General features: G+C 39.0%; 1 protein-coding gene. It reads right to left on the bottom strand.

The features are described 5' to 3' along the window. Nucleotides 1-196: 196 nt before the first annotated feature. Complete coding sequence (locus GJU39_RS23225) at nucleotides 197-1,648, bottom strand: IS1182 family transposase (protein ID WP_154283369.1); 1,452 nt, start codon at nucleotides 1,646-1,648, stop codon at nucleotides 197-199. Nucleotides 1,649-1,757: the final 109 nt, after the last annotated feature.

The raw sequence follows: 1,757 nt of genomic DNA on the forward strand, positions 1-1,757 counted from the left end.
GAGGGCACTGAAAAAGTGGACTTAAAATAGTCTGTTTTTGCAAAGCGGATGAATGAGTGCTGAACTCTTCATCCGCTTTCTTTTTTTTACGTTATTTGATATTTAGGTTTATGCTGTGTTCAGCATTTTCTTAATTGAGCTTAGTGGCTTTTTCTACGGTTCTGAAAGATTTTTTTAGATGAACAAGTCTCCAAACCTAGAATTTGAATATTCTTTTCAGATTTACTACAAATATTGCTATTGCCCCTTGCATTTTCATATTCTCTATGCCATATGAATCCGCCCTGCCATATCCATGAACGTTTTTTAATTCACTGTTTTTTGCTTCAATCTTGTATCGATGACCGGCTTGTTCCTTGTAGTAGTTGGTCTCCTGAAAGTCCATTTGTTCCTTGTGCAGGTCGGACTTTATGGATACTGAATAGCTTTTAGTTTTTGCTCCCGGCTTATAGCAATTCTCCCTCAATGGACAGATCTTGCACTTTTCAACGTCAAAATAGTAGGTGTCTACCTGATTTGTTCCATCTTCCTTTTTCCCCTGCCTTGCTTTTCGAACAGCGAGATGGCCTGCCGGGCAAACAAACATACCTGCGTCCTTATTGTAATCGAACTTATCCTCATCCTTTCTAAAGCCCTGTGTTATTGAAGGGTTTAATCTAGCCACTATTTTGATTTTCTCGCCATTGCTATCCTTTAAACTAAGATTCTCTTTACCTGAATACGCCGAATCGCCAATTATTGTTTCTACTTCCATTCCATTATCCTGGCTCAATTTCAAAAGGCCCGGTAATTCTGGTCCATCTCCCTTTTCACCAGAGGTAACGATAGCAGCTGTTATGATCCGTTCCTCGCTCATTGCCAAATGGGTCTTGTAACCAAAAAAGCTGCTATCCGCCGTTTTATGACCGATCCTGGCATCCATGTCCTTGGATATTGTGTAGTGCTCCTGTGTATCCTCAACAGTCTCCTTCAGTAGATTGAGCTTCTCCTTTACAGCAGGAATTTCACTCAGTGTACTATCAGATTCTATACGCTTCTGCAACTCTTTGCAGTATTCTATTTCCTTGAGAATATCATTTGAATCGTTTTTCTCCGGCATTTGATTCTTAAAATCGTCATCCATCAAATACACCGCCTTGCGCAGCAATTTCGAGCGTTGTCTTAGCACCTCAAGTGGTGAATATGGGTTGGATCTGGAAAGGGAATGTGTTGCATCTACAATGATGGACTTGGATTTAATAATTCCTCTTTCAAGTGCGAGGGAGACGGTTTTACCTATAAGTAGATTTAGTAGATCCATGTCCTTGAGCCTCAGCTTCCGAAATTTGGTCAGGGAGCTCGCATTGATCACATCATCTTCGGGGGACATCTCTAAAAAATACTTAAAGGACATATCGTAACGTGAACGCTCAACCACATCAACATCCGAAATAGTAAAGATAGTTTTCAGCAGCAGGTACTTGAACATACGTACAGGACTCTCTGCTAAACGCCCATTATCCAAACAATATTTATCTAAAAGCTCATCATAAATGAAACCAAAATCTATCAATTCATTAATCCTGCGAAGAAGATTATCTTTGGGAATAATCAAATCATAAAGACGGGAAAACTCACTAAATTGAATTTTTTGTTGGGAAACAAGCATCTTAAAGAGTATTATAATATACCTTTAAAATACAAAAAAGGGAGCAGAAAACATAGTTTCTAACTCCCTTTTTTAAACAATTTTATGGGTGGACTTTTTCAGTGCCCTC

Source organism: Pedobacter petrophilus (assembly GCF_009674725.1).
In the GTDB taxonomy this organism is placed as follows: Bacteria; Bacteroidota; Bacteroidia; order Sphingobacteriales; family Sphingobacteriaceae; genus Pedobacter; species Pedobacter petrophilus.

Excerpts from the sequence above, each read along its gene's own strand:
- GJU39_RS23225 (WP_154283369.1), bottom strand. The coding sequence starts at position 1,648 with ATGCTTGTTTCCCAACAAAAAATTCAATTTAGTGAGTTTTCCCGTCTT.